The sequence below is a fragment of the Geobacillus thermoleovorans genome (assembly GCF_001610955.1).
Taxonomy (GTDB): domain Bacteria; phylum Bacillota; class Bacilli; order Bacillales; family Anoxybacillaceae; genus Geobacillus; species Geobacillus thermoleovorans.
The window spans coordinates 691,516-710,756 of sequence record NZ_CP014335.1; the positions used below are offsets into that span (position 1 = coordinate 691,516).

At 49.2% G+C, this 19,241-nt stretch carries 22 protein-coding genes; 14 read left to right on the plus strand and 8 right to left on the minus strand.

Annotated elements, in window-relative coordinates; all coding sequences use genetic code 11:
- Genes GT3570_RS03540 through GT3570_RS18980 form a run of 3 tightly spaced genes read left to right on the plus strand, consistent with a single transcriptional unit; the run spans nt 1 to nt 1,523 of the window.
- Entirely contained in the window at nt 1-642 is a 642-nt protein-coding gene (locus tag GT3570_RS03540) for a LysE family translocator (RefSeq protein ID WP_014195068.1), read from the plus strand.
- 19 nt (nt 643-661) lie between these two features.
- Nucleotides 662-1,372, plus strand: coding sequence for a B3/B4 domain-containing protein (locus GT3570_RS03545; RefSeq protein WP_014195069.1), 711 nt, complete (start codon nt 662-664; stop codon nt 1,370-1,372).
- A 22-nt stretch (nt 1,373-1,394) separates the two neighbouring features.
- Complete coding sequence (locus tag GT3570_RS18980) at nt 1,395-1,523, plus strand: hypothetical protein (protein ID WP_014195070.1); 129 nt, start codon at nt 1,395-1,397, stop codon at nt 1,521-1,523.
- A gap of 318 nt (nt 1,524-1,841) precedes the next feature.
- Here the strand turns inward: GT3570_RS18980 and GT3570_RS18985 are convergent, their stop codons facing one another.
- Both GT3570_RS18985 and GT3570_RS03555 read right to left on the minus strand, forming a co-directional pair.
- On the minus strand, nt 1,842-3,593 hold the full coding sequence (locus GT3570_RS18985; protein WP_014195071.1) for a M56 family metallopeptidase: 1,752 nt from the start codon (nt 3,591-3,593) through the stop codon (nt 1,842-1,844).
- Nucleotides 3,594-3,662: 69 nt separating this feature from the next.
- On the minus strand, nt 3,663-4,154 hold the full coding sequence (locus GT3570_RS03555) for a YajQ family cyclic di-GMP-binding protein (RefSeq protein ID WP_014195072.1): 492 nt from the start codon (nt 4,152-4,154) through the stop codon (nt 3,663-3,665).
- Nucleotides 4,155-4,446: 292 nt separating this feature from the next.
- Between GT3570_RS03555 and GT3570_RS03560 the strand changes: the two genes are divergently transcribed.
- Genes GT3570_RS03560 through GT3570_RS03585 form a run of 6 tightly spaced genes read left to right on the plus strand, consistent with a single transcriptional unit; the run spans nt 4,447 to nt 10,083 of the window.
- On the plus strand, nt 4,447-5,106 hold the full coding sequence (locus tag GT3570_RS03560) for a GntR family transcriptional regulator (RefSeq protein WP_014195073.1): 660 nt from the start codon (nt 4,447-4,449) through the stop codon (nt 5,104-5,106).
- 7 nt (nt 5,107-5,113) lie between these two features.
- Nucleotides 5,114-6,316: a CaiB/BaiF CoA transferase family protein gene (locus GT3570_RS03565; RefSeq protein ID WP_062898451.1), complete on the plus strand. Its 1,203-nt coding sequence runs from the start codon at nt 5,114-5,116 to the stop codon at nt 6,314-6,316.
- A 2-nt stretch (nt 6,317-6,318) separates the two neighbouring features.
- Entirely contained in the window at nt 6,319-7,218 is a 900-nt protein-coding gene (locus GT3570_RS03570; protein ID WP_062898452.1) for a hydroxymethylglutaryl-CoA lyase, read from the plus strand.
- Nucleotides 7,215-8,255, plus strand: coding sequence for a TRAP transporter substrate-binding protein (locus tag GT3570_RS03575; RefSeq protein ID WP_062898453.1), 1,041 nt, complete (start codon nt 7,215-7,217; stop codon nt 8,253-8,255). Before GT3570_RS03570 ends, GT3570_RS03575 begins: the two co-directional genes overlap by 4 nt.
- 56 nt (nt 8,256-8,311) lie before the next feature.
- Nucleotides 8,312-8,809 carry a TRAP transporter small permease gene (locus GT3570_RS03580; RefSeq protein ID WP_015374098.1) on the plus strand — a complete coding sequence of 166 codons (498 nt, stop codon included), beginning with the start codon at nt 8,312-8,314 and terminating at the stop codon, nt 8,807-8,809.
- Nucleotides 8,806-10,083 carry a TRAP transporter large permease gene (locus GT3570_RS03585; protein WP_062898454.1) on the plus strand — a complete coding sequence of 426 codons (1,278 nt, stop codon included), beginning with the start codon at nt 8,806-8,808 and terminating at the stop codon, nt 10,081-10,083. The genes GT3570_RS03580 and GT3570_RS03585 overlap by 4 nt, the downstream gene beginning before the upstream one ends.
- Nucleotides 10,084-10,135: 52 nt before the next feature.
- Here the strand turns inward: GT3570_RS03585 and GT3570_RS17750 are convergent, their stop codons facing one another.
- On the minus strand, nt 10,136-10,267 hold the full coding sequence (locus tag GT3570_RS17750) for a DUF3941 domain-containing protein (protein WP_008879040.1): 132 nt from the start codon (nt 10,265-10,267) through the stop codon (nt 10,136-10,138).
- A gap of 234 nt (nt 10,268-10,501) precedes the next feature.
- On the opposite strand from GT3570_RS17750, the gene GT3570_RS03590 reads away from it, so the two are divergent.
- The gene (locus GT3570_RS03590) at nt 10,502-11,596 is read left to right on the plus strand and encodes a Fic family protein (protein ID WP_062898455.1); all 1,095 of its coding nucleotides are present in this window, start codon (nt 10,502-10,504) and stop codon (nt 11,594-11,596) included.
- A 56-nt stretch (nt 11,597-11,652) separates the two neighbouring features.
- Here the strand turns inward: GT3570_RS03590 and GT3570_RS03595 are convergent, their stop codons facing one another.
- The 4 genes from GT3570_RS03595 to GT3570_RS03605 all read right to left on the minus strand — a co-directional run bounded on the left by GT3570_RS03595 (nt 11,653) and on the right by GT3570_RS03605 (nt 14,202).
- Complete coding sequence (locus GT3570_RS03595) at nt 11,653-12,516, minus strand: DegV family protein (protein ID WP_062898456.1); 864 nt, start codon at nt 12,514-12,516, stop codon at nt 11,653-11,655.
- Nucleotides 12,517-12,694: 178 nt separating this feature from the next.
- Nucleotides 12,695-12,895 carry a DUF3813 domain-containing protein gene (locus tag GT3570_RS03600; RefSeq protein ID WP_014195081.1) on the minus strand — a complete coding sequence of 67 codons (201 nt, stop codon included), beginning with the start codon at nt 12,893-12,895 and terminating at the stop codon, nt 12,695-12,697.
- Between the two features lie 2 nt (nt 12,896-12,897).
- Nucleotides 12,898-13,050, minus strand: coding sequence for a hypothetical protein (locus GT3570_RS18660; RefSeq protein ID WP_011230248.1), 153 nt, complete (start codon nt 13,048-13,050; stop codon nt 12,898-12,900).
- A 345-nt stretch (nt 13,051-13,395) separates the two neighbouring features.
- Nucleotides 13,396-14,202, minus strand: a complete 807-nt coding sequence (locus tag GT3570_RS03605; RefSeq protein WP_014195082.1) for a Cof-type HAD-IIB family hydrolase — start codon at nt 14,200-14,202, stop codon at nt 13,396-13,398.
- A 116-nt stretch (nt 14,203-14,318) separates the two neighbouring features.
- On the opposite strand from GT3570_RS03605, the gene GT3570_RS03610 reads away from it, so the two are divergent.
- From GT3570_RS03610 to GT3570_RS03625, 4 genes are all read left to right on the plus strand, one after another.
- Nucleotides 14,319-15,086 carry an alpha/beta fold hydrolase gene (locus tag GT3570_RS03610; protein WP_011230250.1) on the plus strand — a complete coding sequence of 256 codons (768 nt, stop codon included), beginning with the start codon at nt 14,319-14,321 and terminating at the stop codon, nt 15,084-15,086.
- A gap of 202 nt (nt 15,087-15,288) precedes the next feature.
- Entirely contained in the window at nt 15,289-15,660 is a 372-nt protein-coding gene (locus GT3570_RS03615; RefSeq protein WP_011230251.1) for an ArsR/SmtB family transcription factor, read from the plus strand.
- Nucleotides 15,650-17,776 (plus strand): heavy metal translocating P-type ATPase, encoded by a 2,127-nt coding sequence (locus tag GT3570_RS03620; RefSeq protein ID WP_011230252.1) that lies wholly within the window; start codon nt 15,650-15,652, stop codon nt 17,774-17,776. The genes GT3570_RS03615 and GT3570_RS03620 overlap by 11 nt, the downstream gene beginning before the upstream one ends.
- A gap of 297 nt (nt 17,777-18,073) precedes the next feature.
- Nucleotides 18,074-18,259 carry a hypothetical protein gene (locus GT3570_RS03625; protein ID WP_225995665.1) on the plus strand — a complete coding sequence of 62 codons (186 nt, stop codon included), beginning with the start codon at nt 18,074-18,076 and terminating at the stop codon, nt 18,257-18,259.
- 97 nt (nt 18,260-18,356) lie between these two features.
- On the opposite strand, the gene GT3570_RS03630 is transcribed toward GT3570_RS03625, so the two are convergent.
- Nucleotides 18,357-19,103, minus strand: coding sequence for a Fic family protein (locus GT3570_RS03630; protein WP_011230254.1), 747 nt, complete (start codon nt 19,101-19,103; stop codon nt 18,357-18,359).
- Nucleotides 19,104-19,241: the final 138 nt, after the last annotated feature.

Genomic DNA, 19,241 nt, shown 5'->3' on the forward strand with positions numbered 1-19,241 from the left:
ATGGGGCTTTCGACGATCGGTGTGTTTATAGTGGCAGCCGCGGCACTGCTCATCGTCCCCGGACCGGCGGTATTGTACATTGTGTCTAGAAGCATCGGTCAAGGAACGAAAGCAGGAGTTGTAGCGGTGTTTGGCGTGGCATTGGGTGGCGCTGTCCATGTTGTCCTTGGAGCCGTGGGCGTTTCCGCGATTTTGATGACATCGGCGGCTGCCTTTACGATGATCAAATATTTAGGAGCCGTTTATCTTATCTATTTGGGAGGCAAAACGTTATTTTTTGCTTCCACCAAGGATGAGGAAATCCCGAACACGAAGGCCAAGGAGAAAACATTGGCGCAAGTGTTTTACGAATCTCTATTTGTCGAAGTGACCAATCCAAAAACAGCGCTCTTTTTTCTTGCCTTTTTTCCGCAATTTATTTCGCCTTCTGCTGGATTGGTGGCTGGTCAATTTTTGCTTTTAGGGGCGATATTTGTTGTTCTCGCCTTGCTAAATGACAGCTTGTACGCCATGTTGGCCGCGGGCATCCGCAAACGGCTGGCTGCCAAGAAAGGAAGCATGAAGGTGATGAACCGGGTGGCGGGCTGTTGCTATATCTTGTTAGGACTATTCTCCGCCTTGGCGAGCCCTTCAAAACCGTAAGAGAATGGAGGAGTGGATGATGACACGTTTTGTTGTTGAAGACGATGTTTGGGCCATATTTCCCCACGCCAAAATCGGTGTGGTCGTTGCCCAAGGGATTGACAACGGCATCAAGAATGCCAGCGTTTACGAACAAATGCTGCGAGAGGCGGAGAAAGAGGCGCGGAAATTCCTGGAGTTTGAAGAATTGAGCCGCAACCCCGTCATCGTTGTTTGGCGAGAGGCGTTTCGGCGATTCAAAACGAAAAAAGGGGCGCGTTGTTCGGTTGAAGCGCTGCTGAAACGAGTGAAAAACGGTCAGCACATCCGAACGATCAACCCGCTTGTGGATATTTATAATTCTGTTTCATTGCGTTACGGGCTTCCATGCGGAGGGGAGGATATCGACACGTTTGTCGGCGACATCCGGCTGGCGCTGGCGGATGGTCATGAACCGTTCATCCCGTTGGGAGGCGAGGAAAACGACCCGCCGTATGAAGGAGAAATCGTGTATAAAGATGACGTGGGCGCCATATGCCGCTGCTGGAATTGGCGGGAAGCCCAACGAACGATGCTCACCGAACAGACGAAGCACGCCTTCCTTTGCATCGAATCGATTGATGATACGAGGCATGAGGCGCTTCATCAAGCATTAGAGGAACTGGCTTATTCGGTACGGCACTATCTTGGCGGCACGGTGAAGATGCACATATTGGATGCCCATCATTCGGAAATATCGATAACAGATTAAGGATCCCTTCATCAGTCTTGCTTTGGTTGCTGCCGCGATCGGCCGCCTCGGCGGGGAAGGAGAAGCGATGCGCCTTGTCGAACCGATTGTCGGGGCGACATTGGTGATCATTGTTGCCGGTGTTCTGGTCGGAAGGGTGGTTGGCGTCTGATGATGGTTGCCTGTTTAAAGGTGTTCGCGGGCGGACGATGCCCGACGATTTAGAGAAAGGGGTGCATGGAGGGGAAGAAAAAAGAAGAGACCCCCTCTTTCCAAAAACGGCAATAAACTGTTGCCGAGCTTGTCCGCCCCAAGCTTGGCAGGGCGCGGCAGTAGCGGATTTCATCATAATAATATAGATGCAATCTAAAACTTTAACATTTATCGCTTTTGCTGGTCATTGCACCCGGCTGTCGGGTGGCCGAACAACGCCGCTTCCAGGTTGTTGTTCGGTCTTCCGTCAAAGATATGTGAAACGATTTCATTGCATCTATATATGCAACCACTCTTTCACAAAATCAGGAAGCGATTCGCGCCAACAGTCGCGCCACCATAATCGAAGTTTTTGCGTGCTCCATCCGGTTTCGGTCGTGCGGAGCGAATGAATGCGCCAATACATCGGCGGATGGGGGGATAGTTGAAATTTGGAAAAGCGTGAAAACCAGTCCTCTCTCTCGAAAGTGAAAGAACCGTCCTCGGCAAATGCATCTTCCTCCTCATCGTCTTTTTCCTTCGCATCGATGTGGTAGCTATGTGCTTGCTCGATGGCTTGGTCTTGATTTTTTGAAAGAATGGCTAAGGCGTTGGCCATCTGGTCGTTGCCGCCATCAAGCAGCGTCGCTCCGAGATGATCAGCGCGCACTTCCATCCACTGCACAAGCCATGAACGGAAAGCGGGATACAATAGAACGATGAGCGTCCAACCGATCAAAAACGTTGCGGCGCGATGTGTTTCCAACCAATGGGCGGCTGCTTCGTACACGCCGGCGATGATGGAGGAAATCACCATGATGAAGGCAAACTGCAACAGCTGCGCAGTTAAAACGTCCCGCTTTTTGACATGGACGGCTTCGTGGGCGATGACTCCTGCCAACGCATCGTGCGGAAGTTTCAACGTTTCCGATGTCAAGGCGATCAGCGATCGACCGATGTAAGGGCCTGCCGCAAAGCCGTTGTAGTCGCTTGACTCTGTTGTATAAACTGCAAGATGGGGCAAGCCGGCCCGTGCGCAAATGGTCCGAATGATGTGCTGGATAGGTGGATTCGTGACCGGTTTCATATCGAGAGCAATTTTCAAAACTCGATCAGAAATGAATAGGTTGATTGTCCAAAAAAAGAGAATGGCGGCGATCATGGTGATGGAATCGATTTTCCAATACGCCAGCAAGGCAAGAAGGGCGGCGTAAGCCCCCACCCCTTTGACGGCCGCGGAGAAATACGCTTTTCCAAGCAGCCGCTTCCAATTGCTTGGATGATAAAACGGCTGGATGTGAATCTCTCTCTGCGAAGACAACGGTTTTGGAAGGATGTTCATTGATGCCAGCGATCCAGGATTGAGATACACTCGTTCCCCGTCAAACGACAGCTTCCACGTTTTTCCCATGTTGACCGTATAGTCGGCATGAGGGGAGAACAAGTGAAACAGATGGAATAGCTGCAAAATATCGGGGGCTGTATGCACTTGGATGTCAACGCACTGATCCAATGGATATCGCTTCGCCTCAACGGAAGAGATGAGATAGAGCGCATGATCGTTTTGGTCATAAAACAGGTGGAGCGAACGAAAAAGCGCCATGCGTTTGAAAAGTCCCGCCGCCATCGATAAAAAGCCGTATAAGAGAAACAGCTCCACAACGGGAGATGGAGAGCCAATCCAAAAATAAGGAATGGCGATGCCGATGAATAAGGCGGAGAAGCCGATGTCAAGCAACGCTCGCTTTTTTTCGCGTGGAACAACAATTTCTTTTGCCCCTTTCGCTTGCAGTTCGGCAATGATGTCATATGTTGGCACGCGGTTTCGTTTCGGCAGCGGGATGACTTCGTAACTGAGCCAAAACGCGCCGAGCATCGAAACAGACTGCAGCAATCCGCCTTGAACAAAACCACACCATGCCCAAACAGCTCCAATCAATGCAGCGAATAGGCGGCCGTATAAGGCTGCGTTCCATTTTTCTAACTTTTTGGCTACCCATTGGAAGGAAAAACCGAGAAGAAACGAAACGATCATCCCCCAATCAGACACACTTGCTTCCTCCCCTATAAACATCACTCTTCTATTTATGAAAAAACAGGCAGCGCGCTTCTGCCTGTTTCAGCGGTAGTTCACAAACTGCACGTCAATCGGCAAATCGGCTTCGCGAATGGCGGCGATCACCTTTTGCAAGTCGTCTTTGCTTTTGCCGCTGACGCGAATTTGGTCATCTTGCACTTGGCTTTTCACTTTCAAGCCGGTGTTTTTGATGATCGTGGTGATTTTTTTCGCGTTTTCTTTGTCGATCCCTTGGACAAGCTTGGCGCGCTGGCGCACCGTGCCGCCTGATGCCGGCTCGATTTTGCCGTATTGGATGTTTTTCGTCGCCACCCCGCGCTTAATGAGCTTGCCGATGAGCACATCTTTCAGCTGCTCAAGCTTAAACTCGTCGTCGGAGATGAGAACGAGCTCGTCTTTCTCGAGCGAAATGTCGCTTTTGCTTCCTTTGAAGTCGTAGCGCGTCTTGATTTCTTTCATGGCGATGTTGATGGCGTTTGCCACTTCCGACAAATCGACTTTGGATACGATATCAAACGAACTTTCTTTGGACATAAGCAACCTCCCGGGCGTGTGATGTACTTTCATTATAGAAAAAGGTGGGTGGGAAGGCAACAATAAGCAAGGAAGAAGACAGGCCCCCTTCCCTTTCAGCAGAAGTTCGAAGCAGCGAGCGGTTTTACTTATGTGTCAGATGAGGCGGTATATCTGAGTTATGGTCTTTTTCGCTATAAAAATCAATGTAATAATTTTTCTCCTTGCTTAATAAATATGATGACAACAGAGCAAATAGGCTCAGCATTGGGCATGTCCTGTATACAGTCGACGAAAATGAAGGTGGTTAACGTTGAAACAGCAAATAGTGAAAAAAGAAACGTTGAAAAAGCAAGTGTATGAATATTTACGTGAGGAAATTATTACAGGAGGATTTGCCCCAGGGGAAAGACTCGTAGAGGAAAAAATAGCAAAACAAATTCAAGTAAGCCGAAGTCCTATTCGCGAAGCGATCCGCATGCTCGAAAAAGAAGGACTTGTCACCGTGAATAAGGGGGGAGGGGTTGCGGTATTCAGCCCTGACATTGAAAACTTCCAGTATCTTTATGAATGTAGGGTGGTGCTTGAACCACTTGCAGCCTATTATGCTGCACAGAGAATAACGAAAAACCAAATTGAAGATCTCAGGAGGCAGCTCATTAGCATAGATGCACAACCGTTGGGGCTAAAAGAAATTCTCGAGATGAATACAAAATTCCATGAGGGGATCGTAGAAGCTAGTCGAAATCCGTTTTTAATCAGGATGATCGAACAAATTCGCGGCATTAACAGTTTGTACAGAATTGCTATCTTAAAACAAAATATGTTGCGGATGAAATCAGCCATTCAAGAACATATTCAAATATTCGAAGCCATTAAAAGAGGAGATGCAGACAAAGCAAGGGAATGCATGGAGGAACATATTGAAAGCGATTACAAGTATTATATAAGCATTTACCAAGGGAGGAAGTGAAAAAAGGGTGTCCAAGACACTGCCTCTAGAAGGCATAACAGTATTGGAAATGGGGAATTTTGTAGCGGCGCCGTTTGCTGGGAAAATCATGGCTGAATTTGGCGCAGAAGTGATTAAAGTTGAAGAACCGGTATCGGGAGATCCCCTGAGAAGCTGGCGGATTATGTACGGCCACTCTTCGATTTGGTGGTATGTACAAGCCAGAAATAAAAAATCGATTACAGTAAATTTAAGGAAAACAGCAGGCCAACAGATCATTAGAGAGCTCATCCCGAAAGTTGATGTCGTGCTGGAAAACTTTAAACCGGGAACGCTCGAAAAATGGGGATTAGGTTATGAAGAGTTAAAGAAAATAAACCCATCTATCATTATGACAAGGATATCCGGGTATGGCCAAACCGGACCTTACCGGGATAAGGCTGGATTTGGAAGTGTGGCTGAAGCGATAGGAGGATTGCGATATTTGACGGGTTATCCAGACCGCCCCCCGGTAAGGGTGGGAATCGCCATAGGGGACCTCGTTGCAGGATTGTATGCCGTGATCGGAACGTTAATGGCGTTGCGTGTCAGACAAGAAGATAGCGAAAGAAAAGGGCAGTTGATTGACGTCGCTCTTTACGAATCAGTGTTCAGTCTATTGGAAGGGGCTTTGCCAGAGTATGTGTTAAGCGGTGTTGTAAGGGAGAGGACGGGCAGCACTCTCCCGGGTGTGGCGCCATCGAATACGTATGAATGCAAAGACGGAAAGCATGTTGTTATCGGGGGAAACAGCGATAATATATTCCAGCGTCTCATGAAAACAATTGGGCGTCGTGACCTTGCTGATCATCCTCAATACGCTAACAACCAAGGAAGAGCAGAACATGCTGAGTTGATTGATCAAGCAATAGAAGCATGGACGAAACAGCACACGTTGGAAGAAGTGCTAAACGCCCTCGATGAAGCATCCGTTCCGGCAGGACCTATTTATAGTATTCGAGATATTGTGAATGATATTCAGTATAAAGAGAGAGGCATGTTATTGCCGGTAAAACTAGAGGACGGGACGGAGTGCCTGTTCCCCGGCATTGTTCCAAAATTGTCTGACACTCCAGGGCAAATGAAGTGGGTCGGACCGAAGCTGGGAGAGCACAATGAAGAGGTGTATGTAAGGGTGCTCGGTTATTCTCATGACCAACTCACACAATTGAAAAAGGAAGGGGTGATTTAAATTTGGCGGACGTCCAGATTATTGATGTAGGTCCTAGGGACGGATTGCAAAACGAACCGGCTATCGTTCCCACTGAGAAAAAGAAAAGACTAATCGAAATGCTTGTTGACTCCAACGTGAAGAAAATTGAAGCCACCTCTTTTGTTCATCCTCGAAAAGTTCCGCAAATGGCCGATGCTGAGCAAGTCATGAAGCAATGTGCAACGTTTGGTGAAATCGAGTTTGTGGCGTTAATCCCAAACAAAAAAGGATTCGAGCGGGCGAAGCAAACAAATGTATCTGAGGTGAACTGGGTAACAGCCGCCACTGAAACATTCAATTACAAAAACATCGGAATGAGCATCGACGAAAATTTCGCGCAGTTCAAAACGATTGTTCAAGAAAGCAAGGCATTGAATATAAAAATCTGTTTTTCCATAGCGGTAAGTTTTGGTTGTCCTTATGAGGGAGAAGTAGCTCCAGCAAAAGTTATATCCTTGGTGGAACGCGCGGCGGAAGTCGGGGTTGATCGGATTGGGATCGCCGATACGATTGGAATCGCAACTCCTAAACAAGTCAAACAACTGCTCACTGAAGTGATGCAAGTGGCGCCATCCATTCCTATTGCGATTCATCTCCATGATACAAGGGGGCTGGGATTGGCCAATGCTTATGCGGCATTGGAAGCGGGTGTGAACATATTTGAAACGTCTGTCAGCGGCATAGGGGGATGTCCTTTCGCCCCAGGAGCGGCGGGCAATTTAGCAACCGAAGATTTGGTTTATATGCTTGAACGAATGGGGGTTAGAACAGACATTGATTTTGAAAAATTGCTGGCGGCGGCTGACTTCGCTGCTAGTCTTACATCCAATCAACCATTAGGGAGAATAAGACAAGTAGAAAAAAGGGGGAAGTGCAAGTGAGAAAACGAGCGTTGTTTGTGGGAGCTTTATTGACTGCTTCCATTCTGTTAAGCGCATGCGGCAAAAGTTCTTCCACAGCGGAACCACAACCGAATAAAGGTGAGGAAAATGGATATGAACCTGTCACCATCAGGCTGGCTTACAATCTTCCGCAAGATCATCATATTTCCATTGGCGTCGAAAATTTCGCCAAAACGGTGACAGAAAAATCAGGAGGCAAGGTGAAGATTCAAGTATATCCTGCTGGGCAATTGTTGAGTGATAAAGAGATGAATCAAGCCATACTAACCGGAGGGGTGGAGATGGGGGTCAACTCCTCAACACTGTGGGCTTCTACAGTTCCCGCAATGGGGATTTTTGATGTCCCATACGCTTTTCCTAACCATGAAACAGCTGGTAAAGCGCTGTCCGGAGAGTTGAGAGAAAAGTTGAACAAGGCGATGGAGGAAAAAGGGGTAAAAGTTCTCATGTATGCCGATTATGGCTATGCACAGTTTGCCAACAACGTCAGACCGCTTAAGTCACCTGAAGACTTTAAAGGATTGAAAATACGCAGCATTGGCGACATTCCATCCGAAATGATCAAGGCTTATGGGGCATCGCCGGTATTTTTGGGAGCAGGGGAAGTCTATACAGCGCTGCAAAGAAAAACAATTGATGGAGCGACATCAGGGACGACAGCGATGCTTCAACGGCATTACGATGAGGTCGCTAAGTATTTAACGATAAACAATTATTCCTACTTGGAGTTCATCCTTGCGGTCAATAAAAACTTTTGGGATCGGCTTCCTGAAAAAACAAAAAATCTCTTAACGGAGACTGCACAGCAAACGGAGCAATGGATTAGGGCGAAAGCGAAAGAGGAAGATGAACGAACGGCCAAAGAATTAGCAGAAAAAGGGATGGAAGTGTACGTTGTTCCCGAATCGGATCTTCCAAAATGGAAAAAGGCTGCCCAACCGGCAAGGGAAGTATATATTGAGCGAGCTGGGGATTTAGGCAAGGAGCTGCTTGATATGGTGGAAAACATCCAGTAAGTAGGAGGAGACGGGGGAGGGAAAGCTCCCTCCCTTATTGGTTAAGGAGGTCAAGGATGAGGAGGTTATATCATTTCTTAGATCGTTTGATCCAAGCAGGCGGGGCGATAGCGGGAATATTGATCATATTAACCACAGGCATGACAACGTTTGACGTTATCGCTAGGTCGGTGTTTAACCGTCCGACTACTTGGGCTACGGAATTATGCATATACGCCATTATTGGGAGCTGTTTTCTCGGTTCTGCCTATACGTTGAGAACATATTCCCATATTACAGTTGATTTACTAATCAATCTTGTGCCGAGCAAGGTGCAAAAAATATTGGCGTATGCCTCGAATGTATGTGGATTCATTTTCAGTCTTATTTTTACGATTTACAGTGTCGAACATGTTGTCAACACATATCAACTAGGGACAACTTCATCATCATTATTGAGGATTCCTATGTATCTTCCAGAAATGTTTCTCCCGATTGGCGGTTTACTTCTTTGTATTGCTTTTATATTGCAAATCGTAGACGGAGAAGCGCAAAAGGGGGATGGGCATTTATGAATGCGGCGTTTTTCCTTGGTGGAATGGCTGTACTGCTATTGATCGGACTGCCTGTCGCGTTTGCGCTCGGCTTATTGGCAGTTGGCGGCATGTATCTGTTCAATGGCGGGACGTTTTCTTTTTCACAAATTCCGATCATTTCTTACAAATCATTGGATGATTTTACATTGACCGCCTTGCCGATGTACGTTTTGATGAGCCAAGTTTTAGTAGTGAGCGGCGTTGGGCGCGATTTATATGAAATGGCAAGTAAATGGTTTCGGCATCTTCCTGGAGGACTAGCAATTGCCACATTGTTCTGCTGTGCTATTTTTGCGGCGATTTCCGGTTCGAGTGTTGCCACTGCTGTGACTGTTGGGGCGGTCGCGCTTCCGGAAATGACGAAGCGGGGATATGATAAAAGAACAGTTCTTGGCCTGTTGGCTGCCGGGGGAACATTAGGCATTCTCATTCCTCCAAGCGTGCCGATGATTATATACGGTTCCGTGACAGGAGAATCGATTGGGAAACTGTTTGTTGCCGGAATTATCCCAGGAATATTATTAACGATAATATTCATGATCTATGCTTCATGGAAGACGTGCCACATAAAGGAAAAGCCAGCGACATGGGTAGAGAGATTCGAAGCGTCGAAAAAGGCCATATGGGGACTTATACTGCCCATCATTGTCATAGGAGGAATCTATACAGGAATCTTTACCCCTACGGAAGCTGCTGCCATTGGGGCTATGGCCAGTATTTTGATTTCCATTTTCGTATATAAAAACTTCACGACTTCTAATATTAAAACAATTGTCTTATCAACTGTCAAAACGAATGCAATGATTTTAATGATTATTGTCGGAGCTATGCTTCTTGGGTACATCATGACTATATTGCAAATTCCGCAGACCATTACTCAATTTGCCACTTCACAACAAGTATCTCCTTGGGTCATTTTCGTTTTAGTGAATATTGTGTTGCTTATTTTAGGTTGTTTTCTCGAAACTATATCGATCCTTGTAATTACACTGCCTATTTTGTACCCCATTATAAAAGCTTTAGGGTTTGACCCCATTTGGTTTGCGGTTGTTATGGTCGTCAATATGGAGTTAGCTCTTATTACACCGCCGGTAGGGCTGAACTTGTTTGTTTTGAAAGGACTGGACAAGACGAATACGATTGACGAGATCGTGAAAGGCGTAGTGCCTTACGCTCTCATTATGATGCTGTTTATCGTTGTGCTGGCCGTTTTTCCGGAATTGACAACGATTCTTATAGACCGTGTGAAATAGGCAAAATAGCTGAAGCTGCCTACATTTAAAGATAGGCAGCTTTTGTTGTGATTTATAAATGATCCGTCTTCTTCGAATACGCGAACTTCCCGGCTTCGCGGTTTTTCTCGCGCATCATGTTTTTCTCATGGCGCTTCGCTTGGTTGTCGCGCGCTTTTTTGTCGTTGTCGCTCGTGTTTGGCATCGGTAGCCCTCCCTTGTTTCGATCGTCCATCATTAGTATGCGGTAAATGGAAATGAACTATATGGAAATAGGGGAAGGTAGTTTGTGGAAAGATAAATTGAGAATTTTTCTTAACAAATGGTTCGCTTCAGGGTATAATTAAGTACAAAAATAGAGATAAATGTTTGTAATAGGGTAAATATAGGTGTTTAACGATCATTTTTTATCTAAAATGTTCGTAAAGGGGAATGAAAAATGAAACGAAAACCGTTTGTCCCCTTCAAGCTTCCTCTTAGCGAAGATGTCGTGAATCAAATGCGTTTTCTTCGCGAATTGATCGAAGCGAATAAGGCGATGGTGGAGTATCAAACGATGCTGCGGCATTCAAAGCTGCATCCGCGATTTCTGCTCAGGCCGATCATGCTGAAGGAGGCGGTGCAGTCGACGAAAATTGAAGGGACACAAGTGACATTGGATGAAGTGATGGAGACTGAAGCACAAAGCAGAAAAGCGAACAGCGATGTGCGAGAAGCATTAAACTATTATGAAGCATTAGTGGCAGGGATGGATGCGCTGAAAGAGATCCCCATTTCGACTCGGTTGTTTAAGCAGTTGCATCGAATTTTGTTGTCAAACGATGTACGCGGATCCCATCGGTCGCCAGGGGAATTCCGAAGGGTGCAAAATTTCCTCGGTCCGGAAGGATGCACGATTGAAACCGCCACTTACATTCCTTCGGAGCCGCATCTTGTCAATGAGTATATGTCAAATTTAGAGAAATACATTCATGAACCGAACGATGATTATGATGAATTAGTGAGAGTAGCCATAATTCATGCGCAGTTCGAAACGATTCATCCGTTTCTTGACGGAAACGGTCGGATTGGAAGAATTTTGATTCCGCTCTATTTGTATAGTAAGGGTGTCATCGATTACCCGAACTTTTTTATCAGCGATGTGCTTGAACGGGATAAGCACAAGTATTACCGCTATTTGAATGATACCCGCTACAAAGGCGACTGGACGCAATGGATTCAGTTTTTCTTGCAATGCGTCCATTTACAAGCGAAACAAAATGTTCGATTGATTCAAAAAGTAAACGATTTGTATGAAGAAGATTTGGAAAAGGCAAGTGCGCTTGTGAACAGCCATAATATTCGAACCGTTGTCAATGTCATGTTCCAGCACCCGATTTTTACCGCGAACATGATGGCGGAGTTGACCGGTTTGCCGGAAGCAACGGTTCGGCGCTATTTGAATCGGTTTGAGGAACAGCAACTCATTTTCTCAGATGGCCGGATGCGGTCCAAAACGTACTACTACTACAACCTTCTTGATCAACTTCGGTGATGAGGACAGGCGCCTGTGTTGTGCAGGCGCCCGTGTTTCGTCCGGCGGGAAAGGCGTCAGATCTCAATATATTTGTTCAGAAAAAAGAGGGCAATCGTCCCCGGTCCGGCGTGTGCGCCGATGGCGCTGCCGATGTCGGAGAGGAAAAAGCGCGTGCAGCCGTGCGTTTCTTCGATCATTTGTTTCAGCTCCAAGGCGGTTTCTTCGTCATCGGCATGGCTGATGCCGATCGTTTGCTTTTGCAGATCGTCGCCGCGTTCACCCATCAACTCGACCATGCGTTTCAACACTTTTTTCCGCCCGCGCCATTTTTCAAGCGGGACAAGCGCTCCGTCCTCGACGTGGAGAAGCGGCTTGATGTTGAGCAAGCCCCCAAAGGCCGCGGCGGTTTTGCTGATGCGGCCGCCGCGCGCCAAGTAATCCAAGTTGTCAACGGTGAAAATGTGTTCCATATGGCGGCAATACGCCTCGATCGTTTCACAAAGCAAGTTGTACGGTGTGTTTTGTTTCGCCAGCTCGACTGCCTTCATGACGGCGAGCCCTTGGCCAAGAGAGGCGCATTTCGAGTCGATGATCGTCAGGCGAAATTCCGGATATTCACCAAGCAGTTCGCTGCGCACGGCCATCGCCGTTTGGTATGTACCGGATAATTTCGATGAAAAGGCGATGTAAAGGCATGGCCGGTTTTCTTTGGCGTATGGCAAAAACAGTTCCTTCATCGCCAGCGGGCTTGGCTGTGCCGTTTTCACCGTATGCCCTTGGCGCATGGCGTCATATACTTGCTTCGGCTCGATTGTGATGCCGTCTTCGTAATCTTGGCCGTTCCAATGAACGACAAGCGGCAAAAAGGCGATTTGATGCTCGCGAATGTACGACTGCGGCAAATCCGCTCCGCTGTCGGTGATGATTTGAATGGACATGGTTCGTCCCCCTTTTTGTGAACAAAAATGAATATAGTATAGCCGCATCGAATGAACGGACGATTTTGGCCGGTGAACAGCGATTCATTATCTTCTCTTAGTGTAGCGGTTTTTCGGACGGAATACAATGGAAAATCTCGAGCGGGCGAAAGAAACAGCTGCGGGAAACCGCAGCCGTTTAGTGGGTGAGCTCGTCCAGCTCGGCTTGAAATTGACGCAACTGCGCTTTTTCCGCCGTGTTGGAATGCGCATAGGCAGATGACAAGGCGTTTTTGGCGATGGCAATGGCGCGGTCGACGTTCATGTCGATTTCGCCATTGGCCGCTTGTTTCGCCTGCGCGACCGCTTTGCGCGCCTCTTGGAACAGGCGGTTGCCCATCGCTACGCTCCTCCAAGCGACGTTTCCATCGCTTTTTCCGCTTTGCGCGCTTCCGCCTCGGCGTACGTTAAATGATAAGGGATTCGCTTGTCATGCCGTTCAACCGCATCGACGCTTTGTTGGACGAAACGCTTCGATTTGTTTCGTTTGCCCATGACGGATTCCCCCTTTAAAATATGAAGACGCGCGTTGCGTCACGTATAGTGTAACCACACGGGGGGAACAGTAGTAAGGAAATTCGTTACAACACAAGTCGCTCTACAAAGCGGCAAGGCGGTTGGAGCAAGGCGAAAAGAGAAGCATCAGCCAGCGTTTAGATTGTAGGAAGCAGATAAGGCTGGTGATGGAACGCGGAAAACGCTCCAGCAAAGCGTTCGCCAACGGAGCAGCATCGAAACAGTTCTTTTTTCTGTTCATGAACATTTTGGAGAAACGCGCTTTTTCATCCATCTTAATGGACGGCGCCAAAAAAGGCGGCTCGGAAGCCGCCGCGATGGAAACTACAAACGAAGCAAATCCTGCAAATATACACCGACGCCGTCTTCTTCATTGGTTTTTGCCACATCGTCGGCAATGGTTTTCAACGGTTCGATGGCGTTGCCCATCGCAACACCGAGACCGGCCCAGTCGATCATCTCGAGGTCGTTGTCTTCATCGCCAAAAGCAATGACGCGCTCCCTTGGGATGCCAAAATAGTCGGCGACTTGTTTTAAGCCTGCAGCCTTATGGACGCCATGGCGGATGATTTCAATGACATGCCACGGTTCGCTCCAGCGCCGTTGGTGGATGACGTTGGCGTATACATTCGCTAAGTGTGATTGAATCCGCTCGATATGATCATCGTCCGTGTACACGAGCACGCTCGTCGGATCTTTGCCGAGCGAGCGGCGCAAATCACCGATTTCCACGGTCGGGTTGCCAAGGCGGACGATGTCAAGCAACACCTCGTCATGTTGGTGGAAATAGACATCGTCTAACACTTCGGCCATCATATTCTTGATTCCATAGGATTCGCTGATTTCAACAATGTCTTTGACGATCGCAAGCGGCAGCGGGTAATGGTGCATGCCCCACGACGGCTGGCGCGGATGGTGGACAAACGCGCCGTTGAAATTGACGATCGGCGTTGCAAGGCCAAGTTCTTCGTAGTACATGGAGCTTGCCCGGTACGGGCGGCCGGTGGCGATGACAACAAAATGGCCGGTGTCGATGGCGCGGCGGATGACGTCTTTGGTAAATGGAGAAATCGTTTTATCCCCTTTGAGCAACGTTCCATCCAAATCCAACGCGATTAAATACGGCTTCATGTCCGACTCCTTTGCCCTCGTTATTCTTTACACTACATAGTGTAACTCTTTTCCAAAATCGCTGTCCATATGGTAAACTATACAGCGATGGAAAAAGAAAAGGGGTTTGTGCAACCATGGTGATCATTGAACAGGAACAGTTGGCCGGCGTGCCGGTTCTTCACGTTGTCAAGCCGGAAAAGCGGGACGAACGGCTGCCGCTGATTTTCTTTATCCACGGCTTTACGAGCGCCAAAGAACATAATTTGCATTTCGGCTACTTGCTCGCCGAGGCGGGCTACCGCGCTGTGCTTCCCGACGCGCTGTTTCACGGTGAACGGGACGAAGGCTTGAGCGAACGGAAATTGCAGCTGTCGTTTTGGGACATTGTTGTGCGCACGATCACCGAAATCGAGGAGATGAAAAACGACCTTGTAAGCCGCGGGCTGGCTGACCGAGAACGGATTGGGCTCGCTGGGACATCGATGGGCGGAATCGTCACGTTCGGCGCGCTCGCCGTCTATCCGTGGGTGAGGGCGGCGGTGGCGCTCATGGGCTGCCCGAACTACAGCGCCTTTTTTGATGAGATGATTGAAGAAGGAAAGCGGCGCCAAATCGACATTCCACTGCCGCCGACGCTGCTTGCGCTCGAAAAAGAAAAGCTCGCCCGCTACGATTTATCCAAGCAGCCGGAAAAACTCGACGGCCGGCCGCTGTTCATCTGGCACGGGAAAGCCGACCAAGTCGTCCCGTATGCTTATACATATGAGTTTTACAAGCAAATTAAACCACTTTATGAAGGAAACGAAGACCGGCTGCAATTCATCGCTGACCCGCACGCCGGCCATAAAGTGACGCGTGAAGCGTTTTTGGAGACGGTGCGCTGGTTTCGCGAGCATGTGTAAGCAAAATCGGCAATGAGGAAACGAACATGTTTGTGGTCAGCTAAAGCGTGCTTCACAAGAGGGAATCCGCCTTTTAAAAACAAAAAAGGCGGATTTTTCGTTTGAGCACATTTTTTGTTCAAATGAATATTTGAATATAAGGGGGAGATATGCTATTCTATATTCAAACGAATATTTGAATATTGACAAGGAGCGAGAAGGAATGCACCGTCATGATGTGTGCGACGTTTACTGTTATGACGAAGAGAAGGTCGAGCGGGTTCAGAGGCGGCTTCGTGATGAAAACATTGCCGCGATCGTGCCGTTTTTCAAGGCGCTTGCCGACGAAAATCGGGCGAAGATCGTGTATGCGCTTTGCGGTGAAGAGGAGTTGTGCGTCTGTGACCTAGCGAACGTCATTGGTGCGACGGTGGCGACGACATCGCATCATTTGCGCATCTTGTACAAACAAGGCATCGTGAAATATCGGAAAGAGGGAAAACTCGCCTTTTATTCACTGGATGACGACCATATTCGCGAGCTGCTGCTTGTCGCGCTCGCCCATCGGAAAGAGGGGGACGGCCGTGGGGAATGAACAAACATTAGATCGGCTCGAGGCCAAAACATACCGCGTGCAAGGACTGACGTGCACAAACTGCGCAGCTAAGTTTGAGCAAAACGTGAAATCCTTGCCCGGCGTGAAAGAGGCGAAAGTGAATTTCGGCGCCGCCAAGCTCACCGTTTGGGGCGAGGCGACGATTGATGAGCTTGAACAAGCGGGAGCGTTTGAACGCCTGAAAATTCGTGAAGAACGCGAGCGCACCATCCGGCGGGAGCCGTTTTGGAAGAAGAAAGAGAACAGGAACGTCCTTGTCTCTGCTGTATTGCTTCTGATTGGCATTGCGGCCGATGCGGCGGACAAGGGGATGCTGGCGATTGCGATGTATTTGGCGGCGATCGTGATCGGCGGCTACTCCCTGTTCTGGACGGGGCTCCGGAATCTGGCCCGCTGGCAGTTTGATATGAAAACATTAATGACGATCGCTATTCTCGGTGCGGCGGCGATCGGCGAATGGCAAGAGGGAGCAGTCGTTGTCATTTTATTTGCCATCAGCGAAGCGCTCGAGAGCTACTCGATGGATCGAGCACGGCGGTCGATCGCCTCGTTGATGGAGATGGCGCCCGCTGCAGCGACGATTCGGCGCGGTGCGGAGGAGGTGACCGTTCCGGTCGAAGACGTTCGCGTCGGGGATGTCATGATCGTCAAGCCGGGTGGAAAAATCGCTTTGGACGGCATTGTCATAAGCGGCGCCTCCACAGTGAATGAAGCGGCGATCACCGGCGAAAGTCTGCCGGTGGAAAAAGCAGTGGGGGATGCAGTGTTTGCCGGGACGCTGAATGGAGAAGGATTCCTCGAAGTTGAAGTGACAAAGCGGGCGGATGAAACGACATTGGCGAAAATGATTGATCTTGTAGAAGAGGCGCAAGCGGAGCGGGCGCCGTCGCAAGCGTTCGTCGACCGGTTTGCTCGCTATTATACGCCGTTTATTATCGTGACCGCGCTTCTGATCGCCATCGTTCCGCCGCTCGTGATGGGCGGGGAGTGGCTTGATTGGATTTACCGCGGTCTTGCCGTTCTTGTCATCGGCTGCCCGTGCGCGCTCGTCATCTCCACCCCGGTGGCGATTGTGACGGCCATCGGAAACGCGGCTCGGCGCGGCGTGCTCATCAAAGGCGGCGTGCATCTCGAACAAATCGGCCGGCTGCGTGCCGTTGCCTTTGATAAAACCGGGACGTTGACGAAAGGGAAACCAGCCGTGACCGATGTCGTCGTGTATGAAGGAACACGTGAGCAGCTGTTGGCCATCGCCGCCGCCATCGAAAAACGGTCGCAGCACCCTTTGGCTTCTGCCATCGTCCGCAAAGCGGAAGAAGAGGGAGCACCGTTTCTTGATGTGGCCGTCGAGGAGTTTCAATCGCTCACCGGCCAAGGAGTGAAGGCGGTGATTGCGGGGAACACGTACTATATCGGCAGCCCCGCTTTGTTTACCAGTTGGATCGGGAAGTTGCCCGATGAAGCGGAAAAGCAAATCTCTGCCTTTCGGGACGAAGGAAAAACCGTGATGGCCGTCGGCACGGCCGATCGGCTGTTGGGGCTTGTCGCCGCGGCCGATCAACTGCGGCCGTCCGCCCCGGAAACGGTTGCCGCGCTGCGGCGCCTTGGGGTGGCGGAAGTGGTGATGGTGACGGGCGACCACGAGCAAACCGCACAGGCCATCGGCCGTCAAGCGGGCGTATCCGATATTCGCGCCGAGCTCCTTCCGGAACAGAAGCTGGCGGCGATCCGCGAGCTGAAAGAACGTTGCGGCATGACCGCCATGGTCGGCGACGGGGTGAATGACGCCCCTGCCTTGGCCGCGGCCGATATTGGTGTGGCGATGGGCGGGGCGGGGACGGATGCCGCCTTGGAAACAGCCGATGTTGTGCTCATGGCCGACGATTTGCGCCAGCTGCCGTACACCGTCCACCTTGGGCGCCGAACGCTTGCCGTCATCCGGCAAAACATCGCCGTCGCCTTAGGGCTTAAAGTGCTGGCACTCGTGGCCGCCGTCCCGGGCTGGCTCACCCTTTGGCTCGCGGTGTTCGCCGATATGGGCGCGACGCTGCTAGTGACACTCAACAGCATGCGCCTGCTGCGGGTGAAGGAATGAGACGGGGCTGCGGGCAGCGAGGAACAGACCGTTTCGATGCATCGTCCAACTTAGAAGGAGTGCATTTGCCCTCTCTCATGAAATAAGTGGAAAATATGGATGTCTTCTGACGATGGGAGATGGTATAATGAAGAGGAAAACATCACAGCTGATCAGGTTGAACATTTGGGGATAGCGGCTGTTGGATGGAAACATCGTTTTGGCCTGCTCATGAAAATCGTGGGGAAGAGGGGCGGCATGAAGGGCTCTCGAGAAGAAGAGAGGCATGAAACGCAACGGATAGAAGAGGTTCAACGGGTGGACGACCGGGTGTTTTCGCCGACCGAAGAGTTGGATCGGATCGCTGCGGGAGGGGCGATGAAGCGGGAAGCCCTCGATTGGCGAGGATTTCCCCGGTGGATTCGATATGTCGGATACATCGCCTTCGCCTTTTTTGTCATCGTTCCTTTGATGGCATGGTTGTGGAACGTGTTGCTTGAATAGCCGATCAAACGCCAACCGGAGGCGGGTCTCATGGAGGAGAAAAACAAACGACACGGAAATGCCCGTTGTTCCGTGTCGTTTTGTTTGCGCTCTGTTGTTAATCCTCCATCCCTAAAGCGTACAAGTAATGGCGCAAGCTTTCTTCGACACATGCGGCGATCAGTTGAATGAACGGAGTGACCTCACCTTTGACGCTCGCTTTTTCCAACGCTTCGTAATACTTCCGGCGCTGTTCCGGGTTTGCTTTCACAATAGCGGGCGGATAGCCATGCTGCATTAAAATGAAATTCATCATTAAGCGGGCGGTTCGTCCGTTTCCGTCAGCAAATGGATGAATGTATACGAGCTGAAAATGGAAACGAGCCGCCAGTTCGATTGGATGAAGAGCATGTTGATTCGTTTCATACCAAGAAAACAATTGATTCATTTCATCTTGTATATGCAAAAAGTGAGGGGGGGTGTACGAGCTGCCGGAAATGCGCACATTGTATGTTCGATATTTCCCGGCATTTTCATTGTCAATGCTCTTTAATACTAAATAATGGACCTGTTTCAACACGTGCTCAGTCAAATGTTCTTTGTTTGCGACTAACTCTTCAATAAAGTCAATCGCCTCCGCATGGTTAATAGCTTCCAAATGTTCCTTAAGCCGTTTCCCGCCAATGGTAATCCCTTCTTCTATGACTAGCTTTGTTTCCAGCAAGGTTAACGTATTGCCTTCGATGGCGTTCGAATGGTACGTCCATTCGATCCGAAATGATTCCCGCAAGTTTTTCACCAACCCTGGAGGCAAAGGGCGCAACGCATCCAACCGTTGTTTCAGCTCGTCGATTTTGGCAAACATCGCTCTCACCTCTTGGTATATGATTCGCGGCCTCGATTCGTTTTTCCTTTAAATAGCCAAGCGATGGCTCTCGTTTTTTCTATTATGATACAAAAATAAAGGGCGGGGAGTGTTCAGCAGTTGCAGAACAATGAAACA